26 protein-coding genes are annotated in these 20,520 nt (G+C 65.2%); 24 read left to right on the plus strand and 2 right to left on the minus strand.

Translation table 11 applies throughout. The features are described 5' to 3' along the window. Nucleotides 1-3 precede the first annotated feature (3 nt). From OG474_RS24580 to OG474_RS24650, 15 genes are all read left to right on the plus strand, one after another. On the plus strand, nt 4-402 hold the full coding sequence (locus OG474_RS24580; protein ID WP_405055906.1) for a cytidine deaminase: 399 nt from the start codon (nt 4-6) through the stop codon (nt 400-402). Further along, a complete protein-coding gene (locus OG474_RS24585) occupies nt 399-1,679 on the plus strand; it encodes a thymidine phosphorylase (protein WP_405055907.1) in 1,281 nt (426 codons plus the stop codon). Before OG474_RS24580 ends, OG474_RS24585 begins: the two co-directional genes overlap by 4 nt. Nucleotides 1,680-1,790: 111 nt before the next feature. After that, nucleotides 1,791-2,426 (plus strand): hypothetical protein, encoded by a 636-nt coding sequence (locus OG474_RS24590; RefSeq protein WP_405055908.1) that lies wholly within the window; start codon nt 1,791-1,793, stop codon nt 2,424-2,426. Between the two features lie 160 nt (nt 2,427-2,586). Then, nucleotides 2,587-3,219 (plus strand): hypothetical protein, encoded by a 633-nt coding sequence (locus OG474_RS24595; protein ID WP_405055909.1) that lies wholly within the window; start codon nt 2,587-2,589, stop codon nt 3,217-3,219. Beyond that, on the plus strand, nt 3,213-4,169 hold the full coding sequence (locus OG474_RS24600; RefSeq protein ID WP_405055910.1) for a hypothetical protein: 957 nt from the start codon (nt 3,213-3,215) through the stop codon (nt 4,167-4,169). The genes OG474_RS24595 and OG474_RS24600 overlap by 7 nt, the downstream gene beginning before the upstream one ends. 279 nt (nt 4,170-4,448) lie before the next feature. Next, the gene (locus OG474_RS24605; RefSeq protein ID WP_405055911.1) at nt 4,449-5,060 is read left to right on the plus strand and encodes a hypothetical protein; all 612 of its coding nucleotides are present in this window, start codon (nt 4,449-4,451) and stop codon (nt 5,058-5,060) included. Continuing rightward, complete coding sequence (locus OG474_RS24610; protein ID WP_405055912.1) at nt 5,054-6,049, plus strand: hypothetical protein; 996 nt, start codon at nt 5,054-5,056, stop codon at nt 6,047-6,049. Before OG474_RS24605 ends, OG474_RS24610 begins: the two co-directional genes overlap by 7 nt. A gap of 167 nt (nt 6,050-6,216) precedes the next feature. Beyond that, nucleotides 6,217-6,846: a hypothetical protein gene (locus OG474_RS24615; protein WP_405055913.1), complete on the plus strand. Its 630-nt coding sequence runs from the start codon at nt 6,217-6,219 to the stop codon at nt 6,844-6,846. A 59-nt stretch (nt 6,847-6,905) separates the two neighbouring features. Then, nucleotides 6,906-7,211: a hypothetical protein gene (locus tag OG474_RS24620; protein WP_405055914.1), complete on the plus strand. Its 306-nt coding sequence runs from the start codon at nt 6,906-6,908 to the stop codon at nt 7,209-7,211. A 7-nt stretch (nt 7,212-7,218) separates the two neighbouring features. Continuing rightward, complete coding sequence (locus OG474_RS24625) at nt 7,219-8,715, plus strand: C2 family cysteine protease (protein ID WP_405055915.1); 1,497 nt, start codon at nt 7,219-7,221, stop codon at nt 8,713-8,715. 2 nt (nt 8,716-8,717) lie between these two features. Then, a complete protein-coding gene (locus tag OG474_RS24630; protein ID WP_405055916.1) occupies nt 8,718-8,963 on the plus strand; it encodes a hypothetical protein in 246 nt (81 codons plus the stop codon). Then, on the plus strand, nt 8,960-9,325 hold the full coding sequence (locus OG474_RS24635) for a hypothetical protein (RefSeq protein ID WP_405055917.1): 366 nt from the start codon (nt 8,960-8,962) through the stop codon (nt 9,323-9,325). The genes OG474_RS24630 and OG474_RS24635 overlap by 4 nt, the downstream gene beginning before the upstream one ends. A gap of 86 nt (nt 9,326-9,411) precedes the next feature. Beyond that, on the plus strand, nt 9,412-9,897 hold the full coding sequence (locus tag OG474_RS24640; protein ID WP_405055918.1) for a hypothetical protein: 486 nt from the start codon (nt 9,412-9,414) through the stop codon (nt 9,895-9,897). An 86-nt stretch (nt 9,898-9,983) separates the two neighbouring features. After that, entirely contained in the window at nt 9,984-10,436 is a 453-nt protein-coding gene (locus OG474_RS24645) for a hypothetical protein (protein ID WP_405055919.1), read from the plus strand. Between the two features lie 58 nt (nt 10,437-10,494). Continuing rightward, a complete protein-coding gene (locus OG474_RS24650) occupies nt 10,495-10,977 on the plus strand; it encodes a hypothetical protein (RefSeq protein WP_405055920.1) in 483 nt (160 codons plus the stop codon). Between the two features lie 8 nt (nt 10,978-10,985). Here the strand turns inward: OG474_RS24650 and OG474_RS24655 are convergent, their stop codons facing one another. Both OG474_RS24655 and OG474_RS24660 read right to left on the minus strand, forming a co-directional pair. Then, complete coding sequence (locus tag OG474_RS24655; RefSeq protein WP_405055921.1) at nt 10,986-12,944, minus strand: hypothetical protein; 1,959 nt, start codon at nt 12,942-12,944, stop codon at nt 10,986-10,988. Further along, complete coding sequence (locus OG474_RS24660; RefSeq protein ID WP_405055922.1) at nt 12,944-13,258, minus strand: hypothetical protein; 315 nt, start codon at nt 13,256-13,258, stop codon at nt 12,944-12,946. Before OG474_RS24660 ends, OG474_RS24655 begins: the two co-directional genes overlap by 1 nt. A gap of 194 nt (nt 13,259-13,452) precedes the next feature. Here OG474_RS24660 and OG474_RS24665 point away from each other — a divergent pair, with 194 nt between their 5' ends. The 9 genes from OG474_RS24665 to OG474_RS24705 all read left to right on the plus strand — a co-directional run bounded on the left by OG474_RS24665 (nt 13,453) and on the right by OG474_RS24705 (nt 20,022). Beyond that, on the plus strand, nt 13,453-13,764 hold the full coding sequence (locus OG474_RS24665; RefSeq protein ID WP_405055924.1) for a hypothetical protein: 312 nt from the start codon (nt 13,453-13,455) through the stop codon (nt 13,762-13,764). Continuing rightward, the gene (locus tag OG474_RS24670; protein WP_405055925.1) at nt 13,761-15,161 is read left to right on the plus strand and encodes a C2 family cysteine protease; all 1,401 of its coding nucleotides are present in this window, start codon (nt 13,761-13,763) and stop codon (nt 15,159-15,161) included. The genes OG474_RS24665 and OG474_RS24670 overlap by 4 nt, the downstream gene beginning before the upstream one ends. Further along, nucleotides 15,151-15,426, plus strand: coding sequence for a hypothetical protein (locus OG474_RS24675; RefSeq protein WP_405055926.1), 276 nt, complete (start codon nt 15,151-15,153; stop codon nt 15,424-15,426). Before OG474_RS24670 ends, OG474_RS24675 begins: the two co-directional genes overlap by 11 nt. Further along, on the plus strand, nt 15,423-15,740 hold the full coding sequence (locus tag OG474_RS24680; protein ID WP_405055927.1) for a hypothetical protein: 318 nt from the start codon (nt 15,423-15,425) through the stop codon (nt 15,738-15,740). The genes OG474_RS24675 and OG474_RS24680 overlap by 4 nt, the downstream gene beginning before the upstream one ends. A 122-nt stretch (nt 15,741-15,862) precedes the next feature. Next, a complete protein-coding gene (locus OG474_RS24685; protein WP_405055928.1) occupies nt 15,863-16,153 on the plus strand; it encodes a hypothetical protein in 291 nt (96 codons plus the stop codon). 28 nt (nt 16,154-16,181) lie between these two features. Next, entirely contained in the window at nt 16,182-18,344 is a 2,163-nt protein-coding gene (locus tag OG474_RS24690; protein ID WP_405055929.1) for a DUF6571 family protein, read from the plus strand. A gap of 8 nt (nt 18,345-18,352) precedes the next feature. Continuing rightward, the gene (locus tag OG474_RS24695) at nt 18,353-18,970 is read left to right on the plus strand and encodes a hypothetical protein (RefSeq protein ID WP_405055930.1); all 618 of its coding nucleotides are present in this window, start codon (nt 18,353-18,355) and stop codon (nt 18,968-18,970) included. 75 nt (nt 18,971-19,045) lie between these two features. Then, nucleotides 19,046-19,561 carry a hypothetical protein gene (locus OG474_RS24700; protein ID WP_405055931.1) on the plus strand — a complete coding sequence of 172 codons (516 nt, stop codon included), beginning with the start codon at nt 19,046-19,048 and terminating at the stop codon, nt 19,559-19,561. Nucleotides 19,562-19,566: 5 nt separating this feature from the next. Continuing rightward, nucleotides 19,567-20,022, plus strand: a complete 456-nt coding sequence (locus OG474_RS24705) for a hypothetical protein (RefSeq protein ID WP_405055932.1) — start codon at nt 19,567-19,569, stop codon at nt 20,020-20,022. Nucleotides 20,023-20,520 lie beyond the last annotated feature (498 nt).

Below are 20,520 nucleotides of genomic sequence, written 5' to 3' on the forward strand. Positions count from 1 at the left end.
GCTGTGCCGAGCGTCGACTGGGACGGGCTGCGGTCTGCCGCTGTAGAGGCGATGGGCCGGGCGTACGCGCCGTACTCCGGCTTCCCGGTCGGCGCCGCCGCGTTGGTGGACGACGGCCGGGTGGTGGTCGGCTGCAATGTGGAGAATGCGTCGTACGGGCTCAGTCTGTGCGCCGAGTGCGGGTTGGTCTCCGAGTTGCTGATCACCGGCGGTGGGCGGCTGGTCGCCTTCTCCTGTGTGAACGGTCAAGGAGCGGTTTTGCTGCCCTGCGGGCGGTGCCGTCAGCTTCTGTACGAGCACGGCGGCCCGGAACTGTTGCTGGAGACACATACCGGCATCCGGCCGCTGGGCGAGCTTTTGCCCGATGCCTTCGGGCCCGAGGAGTTGGAGAAGAACAAGTGACCGAGAGCTTCGACGCCGTCGATGTCATCCGCACCAAGCGCGACCGTGGCGAGCTGAGCGACGGTCAGATCGACTGGGTGATCGACGCCTATACGCGGGGTGCGGTCGCCGATGAGCAGATGTCCTCGCTGGCGATGGCGATCCTGCTGAACGGGATGAACCGCCGCGAGATCGCCCGCTGGACCGCCGCGATGATCGCCTCCGGTGAGCGGATGGACTTCGCGAAGCTGTCCCGGCCGACGGCTGACAAGCACTCGACCGGTGGCGTGGGCGACAAGATCACGTTGCCGTTGGCACCTTTGGTCGCGGCCTGCGGCGTCGCCGTACCGCAGCTTTCCGGTCGCGGCCTCGGCCACACCGGCGGCACCCTGGACAAGCTCGAGTCGATCCCCGGCTGGCGGGCGGCCTTGTCGAACGACGAGATGCTGCGCCAGCTCGAGGACGTCGGCGCGGTGATCTGCGCGGCCGGTGACGGCCTCGCTCCCGCCGACAAGAAGCTCTACGCCCTCCGCGACGTCACCGGTACCGTCGAGGCGATCCCGCTGATCGCCAGCTCGATCATGAGCAAGAAGATTGCCGAGGGCACCGGAGCGTTGGTCCTCGACGTGAAGGTCGGCTCCGGCGCCTTCATGAAGGATCTCGCGGATGCTCGCGAACTCGCCGAGACCATGGTTGCCCTCGGCACCGACGCCGGCGTGAAGACCGTTGCCTTGATCACCGACATGTCGGTGCCGCTCGGTCTGACGGCAGGCAACGCGCTCGAGGTCCGCGAATCGGTCGAGGTGCTGGCCGGCGGCGGTCCCGCGGATGTCGTCGAGCTCACGATCGCGCTCGCCGTCGAGATGCTGGCGGCTGCCGGGGTGACCGACGTCGACCCGGCCGAGAAGCTGCGCGACGGTACGGCGATGGACGCGTGGCGGGCGATGATTTCGGCCCAGGGCGGCGACCCGTCTGCCGAGCTGCCGGTCGCTCCGGAGCAACACGTCGTACCGGCCCCGGCGTCCGGCGTACTGTCCAAGCTCGACGCGCTGGCCGTGGGCGTTGCCGCTTGGCGCCTCGGCGCCGGACGGGCTCGCAAGGAGGACCCGGTGTCGGCGGTTGCCGGTGTCGAGCTGCACGCCAAGCCGGGGGACAAGGTGACGGAGGGTCAGCCGTTGCTGACCTTGCACGCGGATGACTCGGCGCGGTTCGCCCGCGCGCTGGAGTCGCTGACGGATGCGGTTGAGGTGTCAGCCTCGTACGAGGCCGGGCCTTTGGTGATCGACCGGATCGGCTGAGATTCAGTTGCTGTAGGCCCCTTGCAGGAAGGTGCAATCCCGGCCCATTCAGCCACACAGTGTGATTGAGTGATGCTGCCGGTTCATCGACAAGCTCAGGGGATAGGTTTCATGACGGGGTCTCGCGTCTGGTCGGTACTGCTCTCGACCGCGTTGCTGTGCTCGCTCGCCGCCTGCGGCGGCAAGGACACCAAAACCAGCGACGTCCCCACCCCCGAGCCGACGAAGTCGGCCTCCCCGACGCCGACACCCACACCAACGACCCCGAGCGGGCCGAAGGCGATACCGGCACACGCGTCCGAGAAGTACGGCGATCTCACGCTGGTGCTCAATCGCCCGGCAAAGATGGATCCGAAGCTCGCGACCCCTGTCCGGCTCTTTCAGGAGATGCATCAGTACGCCGCCGTCATGCTCAGCGGTCAGCCGCAACCGCCCGAGATGGCTGAAATCGCCGACCCGCGGGTGATCACCTTCTGGAACGGCGTACTGGCGGCCGACAAGAAGGCCAAGCAACACGGCGGCGGGACCCTCACCGTCAACGTGACCACGGCCCAAGGCGGCTCCGCCATCGCCGCAGTGAACGGCTGCTTCGACCAGAGGCAACTGCTCACCATCCGCCGCGACGGCACCACCTTCGTAGACCCCACCGTGAAGAAACAGCCCAAGATCCCGGTGCGAATGACCCTGTCCAGAGGCATGGGCCTCTGGAAGATCACCGACTATTCCTTCGGGGATGGCACCTGCTGACCAGCCGGACAGCGACTGCGGTCGCATACTGATCCGTACCCCGGGCGACGCCGTACTGGCGGTTCGCCTCGCTCTCCTGTGGGCACCTGTTGATGCAGGTTGAGCCTCTGAAGCGGTAGTTTGAAGCTGCAGAGGTGATCGGACCGCGCTGGAGGCTGCCTTGATTCGACCGTTGACGGTGACGGTGGTTTCTGTCGCCCTGGCCGTGTCGCTGGCGGCCTGTGGCGGGAAGGACAAGGCGAGCGACCTGCCGTCTCTCGGCGAGTCCACGCCTCAGCCCACCTCCACGCCGACCAGCGGCGGGACGTCGGCCAAGCCCACCCCGACGGCGAAGCCGACGAAGAGTACGCAGAAGTACGGGACGCTCACACTGACCCTGGACCACCCGGGCGCGTCTGCGGACGCCGAGGCTGCGCTGGCGGCGTACGACGACTATGAGCGAGCGACCCACAAGACCGCGGCCAGCAACGTCGAGGACCCGCTGGTGGCGAAGGTCAGTAGCGGGCAGGCCCTGACGACCGCTCGCGGCTGGCTGGCCGACCAGAAGAAGCAGGGCGTCAAGACCAGCGGTGTGATCGCCGAGACCGTCAAGGTGGTCAAGGTGAATGCCACGGTGGCTGGGCTGTCATCCTGTTATGACCAGTCGAAGTCGGTGCTGGTGCGTGCCAATGGCACCAGCTTCGTCGGCCCGGGGACCAAGGCGTTCCCGCGGATCAAGATCACTGCCATCGTCGCGAACATCAGCGGCTCGTGGAAGTTGACGGAGTACAACGTCGTGAGAGAAAAATGCTGACTCTTCGGTTGACCGCGATCGGTCTGGTGGCGACCGCCTCGCTGGGCGTCGCCACCGCTCTGCCGGCCTTCGCCGACAAAGGCGGAGCCACACCAGGTACGTCGGGCAACATGATCAGCATCACGGTCACCGGCACGGGCGTCGTCGGCGGCTCCGCCGGTCAGCCCGGCCGTTCGAGCGTCTCCGTGCCAGTGCCCTGCACCTACATCCAGAGCATGACCGGCAAGGAGTACTACGACTACATCAAGGGTGGCGGACCGCTGGGACGGGACAAGGACGGTAACCCGTTCAAGCCCAACCCCGGCTACGAGCAGTACAAGGACGACACCGAGGGCCACTGGTACGGCGGGATGTGCTCGTCGGCGAGCTTCGACGGCGACCTGGACGAGTTCTTCGACTTCACCGACAAATGGTTCGCCGACCACAAGGCCGTCTACGTCCACCCCGGCGAGACACCACCGATCCCGCCGGTCCCGGTGCAGATCCTGCGCAACGTCGCCTTCGACGCGATGACCATCCCTAACCCGACCGTGAACTGGAACCCGAAGCGCGCCGGTGACGCCGCCTCGATCGTCAACCTGGACACGTGGTTCTGGCTGGACAACTACCCGACCGACCTCTACGTCGAGGCCGCGGTCAACACCATGGCCGGCGAAGTCCGCGCCCGGGTGGACGCGACGATGGACGGTATGAACATCTCCGCCCCGAACTCCGACGGCGTCCAGTGCAAAGGTGCCGGCGTTCCCTATAAGGCCGGAGCCAGCACCGACTGCTCCCTCACCTTCCACAAGGCCAGCGCCTCAACCCCCGTCACCATCACCACCAACTGGCAAACCACCTGGTTCGGCACCGGCCATCCCGATCCCGAGCCCACCCCCGAGCAACTAGCCCCGCCCGCGACAACCACCCCGGTCCGTGTCCTGGAGATTCAAGCCATCGGCCAACGCTGATCAGTGGCATGTCACCGCCCGAAGGCGCCTAACGGCGCCCGCGAGGCCTGCCTCCACTGCGTCGGCGAGACGCGGATCACTTGCAGGAAGCTGCAACTGCGGACCAGGCGACCACTCAGCGTGATTACCTGGTACAGGTGAGGAATGGCGTTGGCTCCCGAGCCACCCATCGCGGGAACCGCGCACTCGCAGTTGTCGTCTGATCCGTTAGTGTGCGCGTGCTGGTTCGTCTACAAAGCTCAGGGGATAAAAGTGATGACGAGGTCTCGCGTCTGGTCCGTGCTGCTCTCGACCGCGCTGGTGTGCTCACTAGCCGCCTGCGGCGGCAAAGACGACAAGTCCAGCGACCTCCCGACCCTCACCCCAGAGCCAACCACTTCGAGCTCAACGCCCTCCACCACACCGTCGGCCCCGACTCCGACAGCGGAGCCGACGCAGGTTGTCACGAAGTACCGGGATTTGACGCTGGTTTTTAATCAACCGGCGAAGGTGGATGCGAATGCCCGGCAGGCGCTGAAGGCCTACAAGTTGTTCCAGCAGGCCTTTCGCAGCACCTTGGGTACAGACACGCTTGATCCGACGCTGGACACCGTCGCCGGGCCGACGGTCGTCGCGTACGTGAAGGACGTGCTCAAGAATCAGACCAAAGACGGCGATCGATTGGGCGGCACGCTGACTGTGACGGCTGCGGTGGAGCGGGCCGGCGCCGGCGCTGTCCTGATCGGCGGTTGTTTTGATCAGTCGAAGAGCTACGGGATCCATTCGAACGGGACCCACTTCGGCAATGACGTTGTGAAGAAGAAGCCCAGGCTGGCGATCGCCGCTATTGCCTCGTCTAGTGGCGGTGGCTGGCGCATCACCGATTACAGGTTGGAGAGCACACCATGCTGATCAAACCTGCGAGATACCTGTTCGCGGCGACCGTGACGGTCTCTCTCGCCATCGCGACGTCGTCGACTGCCTATGCGGGCTTCGGCGAACAAGATCCTCCGCCGAGTACGCCCACCACCAAGGGCGGCACGGTCACGATCACGGTGACTGGTACGGCGTTGAAGGGTGGTTCTCCAGGGCACGAGGTGTCCAGGAGGGTTTCTGTACCGTCTCCCTGCTGGATGGAGCCGGGGCGGACAGGTAAGGACAACTACGAGTTCACCACAGGTACGGGTAAGTATGCCGGTAAGGGAATGGAGTGGTGGAATAGCCACACGGGCTCGGAAATGACACCCGATGCCGGGTATGAGAAGTACAAGGATGACACCACTGGTCGATGGTGGAGTGGCACCTGCAACTCCGGCAATTATGACGGCCCGATCAAGGACTTCTTCGAGCTCGTCAACACCTATTTCAAGGCGCATCCGTCGATGTTCATTCCGGCTGGTCAACCCGTGCCGGTGCCACCGGTCCCGCCGGAGGTGCTGCGCGACGCTGCGATCGCGGAGATGACGCTGCCTACGCCGACGATCGACTGGAATCCGAAGACGACCGGAACCAACGGCACGATCGTCAACCTGGACACATGGGTCTGGCTGACCGATCGACGCGAGGACCTGTACGTCGAAGCTACCGCCGAAACCATCGGCACTCCCACGTCGGCTCGAGTCAACGTGAAGCTCGACGGAATGACGGTCAGCGCGCCCGGAGGCGAGTCTGCCAACTGCAAGGGGCCAGGCGTCCCCTATACGCGGGATGCCACCGACGGTTGCACCATCACCTTCACCCATGCCAGCACGGACGCCGCCGGTACACCGGTCACGACGCAATCCCAATGGACCGGCGAATGGTTGGCGAACGGCGTCCTCCAAGGGCCCATCGACCAACCGGAAGTACCTCCCGCGGTGACTCCGATCCGCGTGAGCGAAGTCGGAACCTACAACCGCTGATCTCTTCAAGACGGTCGACCGTGTTGAAGAGATCGCCGATTGGTTGCCTCGCGCACCTTTCTCGAAGCGCCGGCATCGTGCGCTGTCAGCTCGCACTCGCGGTGATCGTCCGATCCGCTAGCGTGCGAGTGCTGGTTCCGTCGGTAGAAACTCAGGGGATAAAGGTGATGACGAGGTCTCGCGTCTGGTCCGTGCTGCTGGCGACTGCGTTGGTCTGCACGGTTGCTGCCTGCGGCGGTAAGGACGACAAGTCAACCGATCTCCCAACCCCGGCGCCGAAGCCCACGACGTCAAGCTCCACGCCTTCGAGTACCCCAACTGCTCCTACGCCGAGCGCGCTTCCGACCACCAGCACGCAGAAGTACGGCGGGCTGACGGTGATTCTGAATCACCTGAATCCGCCCGCCAACTCCGACGATGTATTTGCGGCGTACGACAACTTCGAGCGGGCCGCGAACAAGTCGTCCGCCACCAATGTCGAGGATCCGACGCTGAAGAAGTACGCGGTTGGTGCGGCGCTGACCACCCTTCGCGGTGCCCTGGCGGATCAGAAGGCTAAGAAGGTCGTTGCCGGGGGGCAGGTCACCCTGACCACAACGGTTCAGGTCATCGGCGCGATCGGGGCGCTCACCACCTGCTTCGATCAATCGAAGCAAGTTTTGGTCAGGGCCAACGGCACGACATACGTCGGGCCGGGTACCAAGAAGTTTCCGCGGATCAAGATCGTTGTTGTGCTCGGACGTGTTGGTGGCCAGTGGAAGGTCACGGAGTACAACGTGAAGGGCGAGAAATGCTGAGCCGGGGTCCGGCGGCCTTCTAGGCGGCTATGGTCTACGCGAGCTAGGAGGAGATGCTTGTGCGACCGGATGAGCCTGGTGCTGAGAGCCCGGAGTCGATGAAGAAGCGAGCTACTGCGCTGCGTGAGGCCGCGGGGCGGGCGAAGACGTTGGCGGGTCCGTTGGGGACGCATCTTGACCTGCCGGTGACGACCGCTACCGGTAAGGACGTCTGGTCTGGACCGTATGCCGCGGACTCGACCCAGCAGTTGCTCGAAGATCAGAAGGCAGTACGCGGGCTGGCCACCGATCTGGTCGCCACTGCCGCGGAGTGGCTGAAGGAAGCCGAGCGGCTCGAAACCGAAGCCGCCGCGGCGCCCAAGTGAGGTAATCATGAGCTATCAGGGTTTCGATCTGCCGCGCGTCCGGACGCTTGCCGGTGATCTGCGCAAGGTGTCCGGGTCGTCGACGCGGTTGCACGCGGACGTCAAGAAGGTGCTGGAGGACGCTGAGAGCCAGCTCAACGGCAAGCCTGTCACCCAGAGCGGCAAGCTCGCCGCGGTCAAGCTGGGCGGGGTCTTCGGTATCACCTTCGCGCCGCCGGGGAATCTGGCCGGACCGCTCTCCGACATGGCCGGCAGCATCGAACGCCGGGCGAACCATCTGGAGAAGTGCTCCGAGCTGATGGACAAGTGCCAGGGCACGGTCGACCCGTCGCTGGCCTTCTCCGACGAGCCGCCGCCGGACCCGAAGAAGGTCAGCGACGCTCTCAAGGCGTTGCAGGACATGCAGGACAAGGACACCGGCTCGAACGGCAACCGTGACGACCTGCGCGATGTGGCCGGCAAGCTGAAAGGTCTGACCAGCGCCGAGCTGGACATGTTCCTGAACGCCGCGACGCCGGAGCAGCTGGCTTCGCTGCGGGACCAGATGGCGAACGCCGAGGAGGACAGTGGCTTCCTCTGGCTCAAGGACAACGGCCTGCCGGTCGGGGAACGCGTCGACTTCGCCAGCACGCTGCTGTCCAAGGCCGCGCCCCACAACCAGGACAAGCTGCTGACCGCCTTTCCCTGGCTCCAGCCCGGCTTCGAGTCGACCGACGTCTACCTGGACAAGTTCAACGCGCAGACCGGCAAGAGCACCAACGACATGCACTACGGTCTGCCGTCGGATCCGCTGTTCACGGACAAGCCGCTCGGTGAGGACATCTACCAGGGGCAGCTCGGCGACTGCTGGTACATCGCCTCGCTGACCGCGACGGCGCAGCGCGACCCCGACTTCATCCGTAACGGGATCCGGGAGAACCCGAACGGCACCATTTCGGTCCGGGTCTGGGACGGGGACGGCAACCAGCGCTGGGTGACGATGAACCGCGAGCTGCCGCTGGACGAGAACGGCAGTCCGGTCGGCGCGCACGGCGACGGATCCACCTGGGCGGCGTACTACGAGAAGGCGTTTGCGATCGCTTACGAGGGCGACTCCGGCGGTGCGCCCGACGACCACGAGGGCGACTCCCGGTACGACCGCACCGAGCAGGGCAGCTACGGCGCCCTGGAATGGGACTACACCGACAAGGCCCCGCCGTACGTCACCGGTAAAGATGCCGAGGACATCGACACGGACTACGACGATGTCAAGGAGGCGTACGACGGCGGTCACCCGGTCATCGTGGCGTCGAACGACAACACGGACGGCGTACCGGACAACTGGAGCAAGGAACAGAAGGACGCGTACGTCACCCGGCACGTCTACTTCGTCAAGGAGATCAAGGACGGCAAGATCGTCCTGGGCAACCCGTGGGGTCCGGACTCGGCGACCGTGACGGTGACGCAGGACGAGTTCGAGGACATGTTCGACAACGCCCAGTCCTTGCAGATCGAGGGGAAGTGACGATGGAGACCTGGCGGATCCGTCAAGGAGTCCCGTACCGGATCGCCGACGGCGACCGGGAGTTGCTCGTCGGCCTCTCCGACATCGGGCCTGGTACGGCGCGGCTCACCGTGCACAGCGATGGTGAGTGGGTGGCCGGGTACGACCTTGGGCCCGGCGACGAGTGCGAGATCGGCGGCAAGCGATGGACGGTCAGTAGCATCTCCACCCCGCCTCGCCCGTACCTCGAACTGAAGGAGCTCGTGTGAAAGCCGCGACCGGCCTGGCCATCACCGGAGTCCTGCTCGCCACGCTGACGGCGTGCGGCGACGGGGACGACAAGAAGGCCGACCCCACCCCACCGGTCCAGCAATGCGTCGGCAAGGACACCCCCGGAAGTACGCACATCCTGCAGAGCGGACCGGGTCCGTTGCCCGGCGGCGGCCGAGCGGTCGTCACCGAATCGCACCTGGACAGAACTCCGCCCACCGTCGGCATCTCGCTCCTCGGCACCGACCCCGGCGAATCCACCGCCGCAGACGTCTCGGTCGGCACCACCATCACGGTCAAGGGCGCGAAGTACAGCGTCGTTGAAATCTGCGCCGGCCGCGTGCAGCTAGTAAAAGCCTGACCCCGGGTTCACGATCCTCACGATCCGTGCCGAAACCGACTGCCTCAAACCCTGAGCACCGCCGTACCGCAAGGAAAGGTTGGTCGATGGCACAGCGTTGGTTGCCGATAGCCCTCATGCTGGGCGCCGTCGGCCTTGGAGGATGTTCGTGGGGACCTGATGTCGGTGAGCTGGGCGCCGAGCTGCAGCGCGAGGGCAACATGTTGTTGACCGAGGTGGCGGACACCTCGGCCGTCGATGGGACGGTTCCAACCGTCACGGAGGACGCGTCCAAGGACATACCGTGCGGTGACGCCAAGGTGAAGCGGGTCTTCGCCGGGTCGTTCCCCTTCGAGCCGCACTCCGACCTGGACAACACCTTCGACTTCGGATTCTCGGCCGTATGGGCAGCTATCGACACCGAACGCTACGGCTACGACTTCCACCAGGGCTACGACAACGACGACCTCGTCGGACGTAAATTCACCTTCACCGGCAAAGACGACTACAAGGTGACTCTCACCTTCGTCTTCACCGCCGGCAAGACCCCCACCTTCGCCCTCCACGGCGAAACCGCCTGCCTCAACGCGTGACACCGTCCGCGCCGGCAGAGCAGCCTCTCGAGCCGCGCAACTGGTAGAACCGACGCATGGCAAAGCGTTGGTTGCTGACGGGGATTGTGCTGCTGGCCGGTGTCGGGCTGACGGGGTGCAGTTCGGGACCGAAGGTGTCGGAGCTTGGTGCTGAGCTGCAGCAGGAGGGGAAGGCTCAGTTGACGGCGGCGGCGGACTTCAATGGCGCCGACGGTGTGCAGCCGACGATCACCGAGGACGCTTCGAAGGATGTGTCCTGTGGTGACGGGAAGGTGAAGCGGGTCTTCGCGGGATCCTTTCTGTTCAGGCCCAATCCAGATATCGACCAGACCTTCGATTTCGCTTTCACCGCTCTGCGCGGGCGACTCGATCAGAATCGCTATGACCTGACCACGCGGCCGGACGCCGACGACACCGCGCGGCGGGAGGCCGTGTTCGCCGGTCAGGACCGCTACAAGGTGACCTTGAGGTTTGTGTTCACCGGTGGCGCGGAGCCGGCCTTTGCCTTGCAGGGTGAGACTGCCTGCCTCGATCGTTGACTGTTGCGGCGCGCGGCGTGGGCGGGGTTGTGGTCTGCCTTTCTGGTAGAACCGGTGCATGGCGAAGCGTTCGTTGCTGACGGGGATTGTGCTGCTGGCTGTAGCGGGGCTGACGGGGTGCAGTTCTGGCCCGACGATCTCCGAGCTCGGTCCTCAACTCCAGCAAGAGGGCACACAGCAGCTTGACGCAGCGGCGGACTACAGCGGGGTCGACGGGGTCAAGCCGACCATTACCGAGGACGCGTCGAAGGATGTTCCGTGTGGCGACGGAAAGGTCAAACGCGTCTTTGCGGGTTCGTTCCCGTTCGAGCCGGGTGCCAGTCTCGATACCACCTTCGACCTCGCTTTCATCTCCCTGCGTGGGCGAATTGACGGCAAGCGCTACGACCTCGTCACACAGCCGGACAAAGAAGACCTCACGCGACGCGAGGCTGTTTTTGCCGGCAAGGACGACAACAAGTTGACCTTGACCTTCGTTTTCACCGGCGGAGCTACGCCGACCTTCGCGCTGCGGGGCGAGACGGCCTGCCTTGAGGCGTGACGGTGCGCTCACTTCCACGTGATCGTCGAGCCATAGCCTTCGCCGGTCTTCGTCCCGCCCAGGAAGCTTCCTTCGCCCAGATCGACCTTGTCGTCCATGTTGTACGGCGGCTTGTTGTTCGAGTCGCTCCACTCGTAGAACGCTCGCAAGGTGGTCTCGTCCTTCATGATCTGATCGACGCTTAGAAGCTTGCCGTCGGCACCGCGGATCTTCGCAGGTATCTCGTTGTGCGGGTAGCCGGCGTCGACGAGAATGGCAGCCGTCTGATACTTCATCGAGAGGGTCAGTTGGAGATCCTTCTCCTGCAGAATCTCAACCCGCGTCTTATCGCCCTTGACGAAGTCCTTTAAACCGGCGCCCGCGGCCTTGGTGATTCCCTTCCACACCCACTTGCCGGCAAAACCACTAGGCGTAGGTACTTTGCCCATGCCCAACGTGACGACCTTGGAGATGGTTTCGCGGACTTTCTTGTCGAATGCGTCCATGCTGCCACGAACGTCCTTCATGGCTTCGTACTGCAGGCCGCCGAGGCTGCCGAAGGCGGCCATCGATCGCTGAAACTGATGTGGGTCCTGGTGGCCGGCCCTGATGGCGTCGCGGTCGCGTTGGGCGGCGGTCTTGATCACCGTGTTGTACAGATTTCCCATGGCTTCGTCGAAGGGGTCGGACAGGTCGTCGCTGTCGGCGAAGCCATGCAGGAATCGGAACGTATCCTCAAGGTTGAGGTAGAACGCCGGAGTCACGCCGGGCAGGTCGTCGTAGTTGGCCGGCTTCCCGAAACCTGAGGACAGGCCGCGGCCGTCGTCGGCCCGCCCGCCGGTTAGGAGTTCGTGGGTGTAGGAGGCGGCTAGGCGGCCTAGGGTGGGTTTTATGGCGTAGGGGACTTGCTTGTACTGGCCGGTGGCGAGGATGAAGTCGAAGGCGAACTTGGCGGCGGCTCCGGAGTGGGCGCCGGACTTCTCGGTGGTCGAGCCGGTGCCGGCCTCGATGGCCAGGCCGAAGTTCTGGGCTACTGATTCGCCGGTGCCGACGGCGCCGGCGTAGCTGTAGATGAGTTTGACGGTTTCGGACATCGGGCCCATGGAGGTGATGGCCGAGCGGGCGGCTTCGGGGTTGTTCTTGAGGGCGCCGAAGGCGAGGGCGAGGATGTCCGCTGGTAGGTCGGTGCCCGTCAAGGTGCCACCGGTGAAGCTGCGGATGCCGCCGCGGTTCTTGCTGGCGAAGGCGTCCAGGCCGTTGGCGCGGACGACTTGGGCCAGCCAGGTGGGGTCGAAGTCGCCGTCCTGGAGCAGCGCGAGCCGGCCCCAGGCGGCCGGCGTGAGGAGAACGCCGTCCTTCTTCGGGGGGTTGGCGAACATGTTCATCACGTCGCGGAGACCCTGTGACGGGTCGGTGTCCTTGAACGCTGTGCCGAGGGCGGTGCTGAACGCCTTGACGTCCTCACGGGTGGTCTTGCTTCCGCTGCCGGACATGGTTGCCACCAGCAACTCGATCGACTGCGGGCCGAGTTCTTCGAAGAAGGCCGCGATGAGGTCCGGGTCCTTCATCGAAGCCAGGGTGAGGGCGGCTTCGTGGTAGAGCTTGGCGTTCTCGGGCCCGGATTTGGTGCTTTCCTTGAGTTTCTTCGCCAGGTCGCGCATCCGGGTCAGTTCGGCCTCGGTCGGCAGGCGGATCGGTTCGTTCAGGCTGACCGGCTTGCCGGGGGAGGCCTGGGACTCGAGGGCCCGGGCCAGGCTGAGCCGACGGCGGAGCATCGGCAGTTCGCTGTCGATCCAGCGGCCGACGTCCATGATCTTCTGGAACTCCGACATACCGATGCCGTACTCACCGGTGCGGCGCTTCAGAGAGGTCAACGACTGCAGGGTTTTCGAGCGGTTCTCCAGGTCGGTGATCATCGTGGCGAGGGAGCCGACGGTGATCGCGGAGATGTCGGAGCTGTTGCCGCCGCCGGAATCGGGCCGTTTCATCAGTACCCTCGGGTTCGCTGGTCGTTGTGGAAGACCCTGGCTTCGCTGGTGGTCACCTTGTCCGGGAGCGTTCGCAGCTGTGCGTCGATCTGGGACACGACGGCGTCCACCCAGGGGCCGAGGTTCTTCTTGCGGCCGGTCACCTCGGCCGCCCAGTGCTTGGCGGCGGTCGGGCCCGTCCACGTCTTACCGTCGGACATCTTGGTTGCGGTGGTGTCCAGCGCGGTCGCGATGCCTTCCCGGACAGCGACGACGGCAGCGCGCAGCCTGGTGAGCTCGGCGCGCTCTGGGTTGGCGACCATCGGTTCTGGCACAACCGGATCGTTCGGCAAGACCATTTACTGCTCCCCGTCCCCCAGGAGTCGGTCCCGCGGGCATCTACGTTCTGTGAACGTACAAATCTACTGCGTCAACGGGCGTGAACCTCGATGGAAGACTTGCAGGTTGGTGCAATTTTGGTCTGTCCTCGCACGAGAGGATGGCCCTGAAGATCTGCGAGGATCGGCGCGTGACGACGCCCGCGGATCTGGAGAAGAAGGCTGTTCGGCTGCGCGAGATCGCGGGTGATCTTCGCAAGGAGGCGCCGAAGGTGGCGGATCTGTTGAAAGGCTCCATGGACCTGCATACCAAGGAGACCTGGGAGGGGCCGGTGGCGGTCGAGTTCACTGCCTCGCTGAGCGGCTGGCACAGCAGCGTCAAGGACGCCGCGAACACGATCATGGACGCGGCGCTGCAGTTCGAGCGGGACGCCAACGCGCTCGACGAGCAGGCCGGGGAGCAGCGCAGCAAGGAGAAAGAGAAGGAGCAGGGTCCGCGGTGACGGGATATGTGTCGATCACGCCGGCGCGGGTTCGCCTGCTGGTGAAGGCGTTGGAGGACGTCGGTACGGCGTCCGACGGGCTGCGGACGCGGGTCAGGGATCTGATCCACCAGGGCACGGAGGCCGGTGGAAGCCCGGGACCGTTGCTGCGCGAGACGATGCCGTTCGGGTCCGGAGCATCGGGGGAGCTACGCGGTCTGGCCGCGGACACCCGGGAGTCATCGCAGGGATACACCCGCCGCGTCACCCGGTTCGAGGCGATGATGAAGGCTGCCCAGGAAGGGAAACCGGCGCCGGATCCGCAGACCTGGTTCAACGACATGGGTCCGGTGGACAAGGCGAAGGTCGATGCCGCCCTCAAGGAGATGCGCGGCGTACTGGACGACTGGATGCTGTTGTCGGGCGACGACATCAAGAAGGTGATGGACAAGCTCAACGGCCTCACCCCGGCCGAACTCGAAGCGGTCCTCGGCGAACTCAGCGACGACGAGCTCAAAGCCTTCCTGGACAGGATGAAGGACGGCGGTGCCCTCGACGGCGGCCTGGACGAGAAGGGGGAGCGCGACCTGCTGAACCTCTTCGGCTCCAAGGTCTCGCTGCCCGTCATCCAGCGGATGTGCCGCGTCTCCGAGTGGGCAGGCGACTACTTCCGCCCGAGTCTCAAGGACACCGGCGCCAACGCGGGCGGCTACAAGTGGGACCCGATCACCGGCACGCTGTTCGCCCAGGGCGAGGGCGAGGCCGGCGGCGCGGACATGACCGATGTCGACCAGCTCGCCATCGGCGACTGCGGTCTGCAGGCCACGCTGGCTGCGCTGGCCAAGCAGAACCCGGGCCTGCTGGAGAAGATGGTCACCGCCAACGCGAACGGCAGCTACACCGTCACGTTCTACGAGGACGGCAAGCCGGTGCAGATCGTCGTACAGCCGGAAGTGCTGCGCAAAGCGGACGGTACGCCGATCACCGGGTTCGGCGATCGGCCGGACGGTACGTCCCCGGAGATGTGGGCGGTCATCGTCGAGAAGGCGGCTGCCCAGTGGCGGGGCGGGTACGCGAACATCGAGGGCCGCTGGCCCGGTGACTGGATGGAAGAGTTCACCGGCAAGGACAGCGAGCGCACCGACGCGGACGATGTCGGCTCGACCGGCGACATCCAGGCCAAGCTCGACGAGGGCAAGGCCGTCACCTTCAGCACCAAGAGCCCGAAGGACAACCCGGGCATGAACGACATGAAGCCGAAACCGCTGTACGGCCCGCACGCGTATACGGTGATCGGCACCGACGGCGACTACGTGTTGCTGCAGAATCCGTGGGGCAGCGGCGAAGGCGTGACCCGGGTCCACATCGACGAGCTACGCAAGTACGGAACGAAGGTGGAGGCAGTCGATGTCAGATGACACAGTGACCGAGGTGACCGTGCCCCAGGGGACCCGGGCGACCCTGGGTGACCTGCTGATCGGGCTCGGCGGTGTGCTGGTGGATCCGGATCGCGCCATGCTGTCGCTGCGCGACCGCCGTACCGGCGAGGAGTCGAGCGACTTGACGGTCGAGGTCGGGACCAGCGCCCGGTACGGCGAATGGCAGCTGGCTCTCCTCGAGATCAAGCCTGAGTTCGGCCTCGATGTCGCCAGGATCGCCGTTACGACCGGGGCGACCGCATGAAGCGCCTCAGCGTCGTACTCGCTCTGGTCGTGCTCGTCACCGGCTGTGGCGGCAAGGACTTCACCGCCCCGACCGACGGCTCGACGCGGATCTCCCAGGGCACGGTCGGTTCCTTCGGCGACGGTGTCGGGATCGGCGTCGGAGGCGTGCTCAAGGACCCGGATCGCGCCATGCTGTCGGTGCAGAAGACCGGCATGGACTCGGTGCAGCTCACGCTGAAGGTCGGCGAGCAGGGCACGGCGTTCGGGCGGACGGTGAGCGTGTCCGCGGTGGAGTTCGGCGACCACGACTACGCGTGGGTGAAGGTCGGCTGACGGAGGGATCCGGATCGGCCCGGCGCGCGTCTCAGGACAGGATCACCGGGTCGTCACGCTGAGTTAATGGCCCGGTCGCGCACTACGATCCGAAGGACGAGTTCGTTCGGAAGGACAGAGCGATGGCTGGCGAAGTACCGAATCCGTACAAGTCCGCGGTGGGGCAGGCCCTGGGGACCGTGAAGGGACACGCGACGACGGTGTCGACCGCGCTGGACGGGGCGAAGAAGGCCTTCACCGGCGGCGCCTGGACCGGCGGTACGTCGGCGGCGTTCTCGACCGATCTGAACGGCAACGCGACCAGCGCCAAGGGCGGCGCGGACGCTTGCGTGACCGAGCTCGAGACCTTGTACAACAAGGAACCGGACAAGGTCGAGCCGGACGCCTGGCAGATCCACTGGCGGAACATGTGATCACGGCAAGCGGACGGGGGACCCGGCGATGGTGATGTCCGGCATCGGTCTGGCGGCGATGGCCGACCTGATCGGCAAGCTCAGTGAGGCCTCGAAGTCGTATACCGACGCGGCGGGCAGCATCAAGTCGGCCAGTTCGCACGTGTGGGGTACGGCGACCGGTACGACGAAGATCACTCAGTCGGCGTCCTGGATCAACGACCAGATTCCCGGGCTGCGGCGTCGGCTCGCGCTGGCCCAGCAGATCGAGGCGCAGACTCAGGGTGCGCAGTCGACGGTCGAGATCGATGAGGCGCTGATCTCGAACGTGCCGCCGGGCCAGGCGCAGGCCGACGGTGAAGCGGCGGCCAAGAAGCTGAAGGAGTCGGACGGCAAGCTCGATCCGGACCTGATCGCGCAGATCACGAAGTACCAGAACGACCCGTACTTCGCGGCCGGTTTCGCCAAGAACATGTCGCCGACCGAGATGTCGGACTACCTGCTCAAGGTCTCCCGCGAGCGCGACAACATGATGCGCAACCAGACCTCCACCAGCGCGGCGGACTTCGAGAAGTGGAAGGTCAACTACCAGGCGCTGGTCTCCGGCATGGGGACAACGCTCGGTACGGCGACGCGCAACACCGGTGACCTCGCGCTGCCGGCGGACTACGCGAAGAAGTACGCCGCGGCGATCACCGAAGGTGGCACCAACCCCGGTGACGGCGACCAGGTCAAGTACGGCCAGGCCTCCGCACTCACCCTGCTGCTCCGGTACGGCCAGTACTCGACCGACTTCCTCGGCACGGTCAGCAACACCGTCTACGACTACGAGCGCGAGCACGGCAAGGACGGCCCCGTCTGGGAGCCCCGCAGCTACTACCCGCCGAACCACTCCTTCGGCGGCGTCTACATGCCCGACGGCGGCATCATGCCCGACCCGATGGCGAACATCATGGAGGCCCTGGGCCACAACCCGCAGGCCTCCCAGAACTTCTTCGACGTCGGCAACCCGGGCGCCAAGACGACCGAGATCGAGATCGACGGCAAGAAGTTCCAGGTCAACGACCGGATGAAGTACCTCCTCCAGGACCGCACCTGGAAGTACGACAACGGCGACGGCCTCGGCAACGCCCTGCAGGCGGCCACCACGAACTGGCGGGACCGGTCCGAGAATGGCCGGATCTCCGCCGTCATCGCCAGCCAGACCTTCGTGCTCCTCGGCCAGAAGGCGGGTCAGGGCAAGAAAGACGGCGACTGGTGGGCCTTGGGCCTGAACTCCCACCAGGGCTGGAAACCCGGCTCCGACATGCGCGACAGCCTCGCCAACATCATCGCCAGCTACAGTCCTGATCTGATCCGGGTGGGCGGCCCGGAAACCCCCTCCGGCGATCCGCTCGGTGGCAGTTGGACCGCTGAGGCAGGAGGCCTGTTCCCGCCGGGCGGCCCCTTCGGTGCGGCGATGGACCCCAAGCTGATGGGCAAGCTGCTCGGTGTCGTCGGCGAGGATCCGAAGAACCTCACCATCGTCTCCACCGGCGTGCTGGCGGCCGGTCAGTTGATGTTCAGCCATGCGCTCGCCGAGGCGCTCAAGAAGGACCCGAACGCGGCGGTGAACATGATCAAGGACGGCGAGAAGTCGCCGATCCTGAACGCCGCCGCCAACAACCTGGCCAATACTCTCGGTCTGGTCTTCACCGCCGGCTACGAGGGGGACAAGAACGACCAGGAGTTCCAGAAGAAGCGGGCCGAGGCCATCTCCAAGGCTCTCGGCGTGGCGCTGAAGCTGCCGATCATCCCGTCGCCGACGGGCGAGTGGACCGGACTGATCCTCGACCAGGCGAAGGACGCGGCACTGGACAAGCTCAAGGAGGGGCCGAAGCAGGACGCCAAGGACATCTACAACTCCGCGGCTGGTGACGGCCAGGACAGCCTGCGAAAGCTCGCGATGAACAGTCTGGCCGCGGCGGGCTATTTCGACCCCAAGTTCTACCAGCAGGCGAACACGCCGAGCGCACCGGACAAGTTCGTTCCGCCGCCGCCGGACGCGTTCATGAAGGGGCCGGACGGCAAGCCGCTGGTTCCGCCGCAGTTCGACTTCGAGAACAAGGCGTATGTCGACTGGGCAGACCGCAACGGGCAAGCGCCGAACGAATGGATCCAGGGCACCATCGTGGACACCTACCGCGACGAGTTCCCGTTGTTTGGTGGATGATGGCGGACATGACGTCGCGCAGGATACCGCGGTACGTGGCAGGTCTGTTGGTGAGTTGTCTGGTCTTGACCGGCTGTCAGCCGGACGACTCGAAAAACACCTCTCCGTTGCCGACGGCAAGTGTGACGGGCAAGGTGGTGTGCGGGTTCGCCTCGCAGGAGAGCTTTGTCACCGCGCTGGGTACGTCGGACTTCTCGTTGAACGGATCCATGCCGGATCTGCGTGGCAGTAAGAACCCGGACGGCTCGAAACTCAGTCAAGCCGGCTGCAGCGCCTTCACCAAGGATGCGCCTCTCGAGGCACTCAAGATCTCGGTGCGGCTGCTCAACGCCGCCGACCGCTGGGACGCGGTCGTTCCGTCGAAGCTGGCCGCGGGAGGCTTGGACTTCGTCTTCCCGACCGACGAAGGCCTGGGCTTCGCCACGGCAGGCAAGAACGCCGATGACGACGCGGCGCAGGCGCATCTGATCGTTGGGGACTGGCACTACTTCGTGAGTATCCATCCGCACGTCAAGGGCCGCGATGCTGTGCAGGACGCGGTGGCGTTGATCCGTCAGACCGTCACCCAGTTGAACCTCCCCAAGACCGGCAAGCTCCCGCGCCCCACCGCGACCCCCAGTTCGTAGGAGGGGCAGTTGCGCGCGCACGGCGTACTGGCTGTTGCGGGGCTGGTCTTGTTGACCGGCTGTCAGCCTGACGACGTGAAGGATGCGTCTCTACTGCCGACGCGGGCGGCGGGGGATGTGTGTGGGTTCGTGTCCAAGGACAGTGGAACGAAGGTGCTGGGTACGTCGAAGTTCTCGGCGGGCGGGGCGAAGATCGATCTGAGTGGTGGGGTCAAGAACGAGGACGGGTCACGGTTCAATCTGGCCGGTTGTTCTTTCAGCACCAAGGAAACGGGAGACGCGCTCAAGGTCAGTGTGAGGCGGGTCGATGTCGACCCGCGGGAGTGCAACGATGTTGCGACCACGGTCGCGTCCGGGAAGGCTGCGTTCATCTTTCCGGCCGCCGAGGGGCAGGGCTATGCGGACGCGGGGCGGAACGGACGGGCCGCGGTCGCGAGGCTGGTTCGTGGAGACTGGGTTTATATCGTCATCATCAAGAACAAGCTCGATTGGCGTAACCCGGTGGACGATGCTGTTGCGCTCGTGCGGCAGACGGTCGGCCAGTTGAATCTTCCCGCGACCGGCAAGCTGCCGCGGCCGAAGGCCTCCTAACGGTCATGAGGCAGTCGCGTGGCGTGCGGTGGGCTGTTGGCGCCGCCGCATTGCTTCTGGTGGTGGGCTGCCAGTCGGATCAGGTGAAGGACACCATGCCGTTGCCGATGGCAAGTGTGTTGGGCAAGGTCGTTTGTGGGTTCGTGTCACAGGACAGCATCGTGAAGGCGCTGGGTACGGCGGACTTTTCGCTGGCTGGCTCGAGTCAGGATCTGGGTGGTGGGACGAACCCGGACGGCTCGAAGCTGAACGAGGCCGCCTGCAGTGCAAAACACGAACTGACTTCGGTCAGCCTCGCCGGACTGAAAGCACCGCACGGCACTGACCTGCGACGATGCCTGTCCGAGCGGGCGAGTTCTGCACTGACGAGATCGGATACCGCTCTTGTGCCGGCACACGTGTCTGGTTTGGGGAGGGTAGTGAACCGGAATCGGTTGGTTGTGCTCCCCAAAGCGGTTTAGGGAGCGTCCGGGTCGGCCCCGATCGCTGTCCCTAAACCGGTTCGGGGAGTCCTGGCCCCCTGAATCGGGCGGTTTTGCTCCCCAGCACCCGCGACCGTGCCCAGTTGAGACCCCTACCAGTCCTAATCCTTGCCCTACCCCAGGGAGGGAGCGCGCACTCGCCGAGCGCACGGGCAGCCGCGCGGCGACCTGCTGTCACCGGATGTCGGGCTCAGGCACTGACCCAAATGACCGAAGTCAGGACGAAGGATGCATCGCTCGACGCCCTCAAGGTGACGGTTGTGCGGTTGGGTGTCGATCGGCGGTGGGACTCTGAAGTCCCCTCTCGGTTGGCCGCGCGGGGTCTGGGTTTTGTGTTCCCCGGGGATGAGGGGATGGGGTTCGCGACTGCGGGTAAGAACGCTGACGACGACGCGGCGCAGGCGCATTTGATCCGTGGGGACTGGCACTACTTTGTCAGTATCTACCCCCGGGTCGAGGGTCGCGACGCGGTACAGG

This window comes from Kribbella sp. NBC_01505, from assembly GCF_045040285.1.
In the GTDB taxonomy this organism is placed as follows: domain Bacteria; phylum Actinomycetota; class Actinomycetes; order Propionibacteriales; family Kribbellaceae; genus Kribbella.